The organism is Algoriella xinjiangensis, from assembly GCF_900115015.1.
GTDB classification, from domain to species: Bacteria; Bacteroidota; Bacteroidia; order Flavobacteriales; family Weeksellaceae; genus Empedobacter; species Empedobacter xinjiangensis.
The window spans coordinates 1-2,306 of sequence record NZ_FOUZ01000035.1; the positions used below are offsets into that span (position 1 = coordinate 1).

At 33.8% G+C, this 2,306-nt stretch carries 2 protein-coding genes; both read right to left on the reverse strand.

All coding sequences use genetic code 11. The features are described 5' to 3' along the window. Positions 1–211: 211 nt before the first annotated feature. Positions 212–1,312: an IS91 family transposase gene (locus BM072_RS15300; protein ID WP_092910747.1), complete on the reverse strand. Its 1,101-nt coding sequence runs from the start codon at positions 1,310–1,312 to the stop codon at positions 212–214. After that, entirely contained in the window at positions 1,291–1,983 is a 693-nt protein-coding gene (locus BM072_RS15305; RefSeq protein ID WP_245752238.1) for a tyrosine-type recombinase/integrase, read from the reverse strand. Before BM072_RS15305 ends, BM072_RS15300 begins: the two co-directional genes overlap by 22 nt. Between the last annotated feature and the right edge of the window lie 323 nt (positions 1,984–2,306).

Genomic DNA, 2,306 nt, shown 5'->3' on the forward strand with positions numbered 1-2,306 from the left:
AATAACTAAGCTTTCGTCTAGCCCGGAGGGCATGAGATGAAAGCCTGTTGAACGGAACCGAAGTTAGCTTTTAATTCTTATGGAGTTATCAAAGTTTAGTTTTAAGCTACACAAGCAGTATTTTATATGATTACTGCTTTTTTTGTACTTACTTGGAATTCGAAGTAGTAAAAACCTTAGTTTTTAGGCATAAAATCCCTTACCCATTAAGTTAATTAATAGGGGATTTAGATTCTGATTTAAAAAGATAAGTTTTCGGTGGACCTCGATCTCCAAAGAGTGCTAATGTTATCAAATTACCTTCTTTACAGCAATAACAAAGACGGTGTTTTGTTTTTGGTTTTGATTCTTTTCGTTTGACTTTTAATTGTTTTTGTAAGTCTTGTAATTTTCCTCTTTTCCAACTGCTGCTTAAAATTCCATAATGTCTTATTCGAACAAAACGTTTGGGCAAAATGTGTAGACTAAAGCGACGAATAAATTCTTGATTGGTTAAAACCATTTGTTTATTTTGACCATTGCTGCGATAATCTTTGTACTGAAACGTGACCTGTGTTGCTGTTACATTTTTTAGTCGATGATTACTAATGGCTACCTTGTGTGTATATCGTCCTAGATATTCGATCACTTGTTTTGGTCCTCCAAATGGACGCTTGGCATATACCACCCAATTCGATTGAAATAAAGAATCAAATAATTGAATATCTCCCAACTTTTCTTTGCGCAAAAAAGCTACATATTTTGCTCGAAACACCTTGCTTAATGCCTTAACTGAAAAAAGATATTTATCCGATTTAATCTTTCGTTTCCATTTTTTATTAGACTGAATTCCACCTCCTGGTACAATACAATGCAAGTGAGGATGAAGGCTTAAGTTTTGTCCCCATGTATGTAATATTGCAATCATACCAAGCTGTAAACCTTCTGTTTGACCAAACGTGGACATTGTACTCCAAGCTGCATCAAAAAGGATTTTATATACTTTCCGAGGTTCTTTGATTGCTAAATCATTCAATTGATTAGGTAACGTAAAAACTAAATGGTAATAACTACAAGGTAATAAATCTTGCTCTCGAGCATTTATCCACTCTTCTCGTTTGTGACCTTGACATTTAGGACAATGCCGATTACGACAACTATTGTAGCTAATGTGTAAACTTCCACAATCTTCACATGCATCTACATGACCTCCTAAAACAGAGGTTCTACAAAGCGATAAAGCTCGTAATGTTTTCTCTTGATGTATTGTAAAGTTTTGACTCGATAAATCTACTGTTCGAAGCACATCAGCTACTTCCCATTTCGACGACATAATTCAAAAACAGTATCTAAAGGACTATGTACTTTTTTATTTTCTAACTGACAAACGTGTAAATAAACCATCGTACTTTCGATTGTACTGTGTCCCAATAACCGTTGTACTAATAGTATATTGACACCATCTTCTAATAAGTGAGTAGCATAACTATGACGTAAAGTATGCGTGTGGACATCTTTATAAATACCCGCTTTCTTACAAATCGATTTTATAACCCATTGAACGCCTCGTTGGCTATAGCCAGTGTTTAAATCTTTTTGATTAAACGAATTCCCTGTAAATAAATAAGTAGTAGGATGTTCAACTGAAATATACGTTTTTAAGCCACGAATGATATGATCAGACAAAGGAACATAACGGTCTTTTTTACCTTTACTTTGAACAATATGAAGCAGTTTACGATCAAAATCTAAATGTTTTAATTCTATTCTTCTTACTTCCATGCAACGAAGTCCACAACTGTAAAGTAAACCAATAAGTAAACGATGTTTTAATAAATCAGCACTTTGTAACATGCCCCAAATTTCTTCTCGACTTAAAATAACAGGTAATTTTTTTTCTTTTGAAATAGAGGGAAGTGCGAGATAATCATAAGGTAGACCTTCTGTCCTTAAAAGAAAACGTAAACCATAAACCGTGTGTTTAAAATAAGATTGCGAAGGCATTACAGAACGTTGTTGAAGTTCGTATAAATAATCTTTTACTTGTTCAGGGTCAAGATCTGTTGGTAAACAGCCAAAATGTAAAGCAGTGGAGGCTATATGACGAGCATAATTTTTAAACGTACTTTGACTACGTCCTAAAATAGAAATATTACGCTCTAAACGTTGTAAGAGTGAAGAAAATCCTGTAATTTCACGACAAGCGCGATTTAACAAGGTCGAGTTTAATTCCTCCGGAGATTTTTTTTAGTTACCATAATTTTGAATTTTAAATATCCTAAATATATGGTTTATAACGGAAAAGCTACCGGAGGTTTAGTTCAACA